The 1,473-nt window shown below is 61.8% G+C and carries 1 protein-coding gene and 2 tRNA genes; all 3 read right to left on the bottom strand.

The genetic code is table 11. The annotated features are described in order from the left end of the window. Positions 1 to 33 precede the first annotated feature (33 nt). Positions 34 to 1,224, bottom strand: coding sequence for an elongation factor Tu (gene tuf, locus CJP72_RS25080; protein WP_004154360.1), 1,191 nt, complete (start codon positions 1,222 to 1,224; stop codon positions 34 to 36). 41 nt (positions 1,225 to 1,265) lie between these two features. Then, positions 1,266 to 1,341: transfer RNA gene (locus tag CJP72_RS25085), tRNA-Thr, on the bottom strand. A 49-nt stretch (positions 1,342 to 1,390) separates the two neighbouring features. After that, positions 1,391 to 1,464: transfer RNA gene (locus CJP72_RS25090), tRNA-Gly, on the bottom strand. Between the last annotated feature and the right edge of the window lie 9 nt (positions 1,465 to 1,473).

A 1,473-nucleotide genomic window follows, 5' to 3' on the forward strand; every position in this document is an offset into this window, starting at 1 on the left:
CGGCGGCGCTATGCAACCACCGGTACTGCAGGCTTACTCGATGATCTTCGAGACCACGCCGGCGCCGACGGTACGGCCGCCTTCGCGGATGGCGAAGCGCAGGCCTTCGTCCATTGCCACCGGGTTGATCAGGGTGACGACCATCTTGACGTTGTCACCCGGCATCACCATTTCGACGCCTTCCGGCAGCGCAGCTGCGCCGGTGATGTCGGTGGTGCGGAAGTAGAACTGCGGACGGTAGCCGTTGAAGAACGGGGTGTGACGGCCGCCCTCGTCCTTCGACAGGACGTAGACTTCGCCTTCGAACTTGGTGTGCGGCTTGATCGAACCCGGCTTGGCCAGAACCTGGCCACGCTCGACGTCGTCACGCTTGGTGCCGCGCAGCAGCAGGCCAGCGTTGTCGCCTGCCTGACCCTGGTCCAGCAGCTTGCGGAACATTTCAACGCCGGTCACGGTGGTCTTCTGCACCGGACGGATGCCGACGATTTCGATTTCGTCGCCAACCTTGATCACGCCGCGCTCGATACGACCGGTCACCACGGTGCCGCGGCCCGAGATCGAGAACACGTCTTCCACCGGCATCAGGAACGGCTTGTCGATCGCACGCTCCGGCTCCGGGATCCAGCTGTCCAGGGCGTCGACCAGCTTCAGGATGGCCGGCACGCCGATGTCGCTCTGGTCGCCTTCCAGCGCCAGACGGGCCGAACCAGCGATGATCGGGGTGTCGTCGCCCGGGAAGTCGTACTTGCTCAGCAGCTCGCGCACTTCCATCTCGACCAGCTCGAGCAGCTCGGCGTCGTCAACCATGTCGGCCTTGTTCAGGAACACGACGATGTACGGCACGCCGACCTGACGCGACAGCAGGATGTGCTCGCGGGTCTGCGGCATCGGGCCGTCAGCGGCCGAGCACACCAGGATCGCGCCGTCCATCTGGGCGGCACCGGTGATCATGTTCTTGACGTAGTCAGCGTGGCCCGGGCAATCGACGTGGGCGTAGTGACGGACCGGGGATTCGTATTCGACGTGCGCGGTCGAGATCGTGATGCCACGAGCCTTTTCTTCCGGAGCGGCGTCGATCGAGGAGTAGTCCTTGAACTCGCCACCGAAGCGCTCGGCACCGATCTTGGTCAGTGCGGCGGTCAGCGTGGTCTTGCCGTGGTCGACGTGACCGATGGTGCCGACATTGACGTGCGGCTTGGTGCGCTCGAACTTACCCTTGGCCATGGCTGCTTATCTCGAATTCGTCTGAGAGGTGATGCTTAAGATGGTGCTCACGAAAGGAATCGAACCTTCGACCTCTTCCTTACCAAGGAAGTGCTCTACCGACTGAGCTACGTGAGCCGAGTTTTGCATTATGACATGAACTCGATAATATTCAAAGTTCATTCAATGGAGCGGGAGACGGGAATTGAACCCGCACCATCAGCTTGGAAGGCTGAGGTTCTACCATTGAACTACTCCCGCGCCGGGAAT

It is taken from the genome of Citrobacter sp. NCU1 (assembly GCF_010231475.1).
Lineage (GTDB): Bacteria > Pseudomonadota > Gammaproteobacteria > Enterobacterales > Enterobacteriaceae > Citrobacter_D.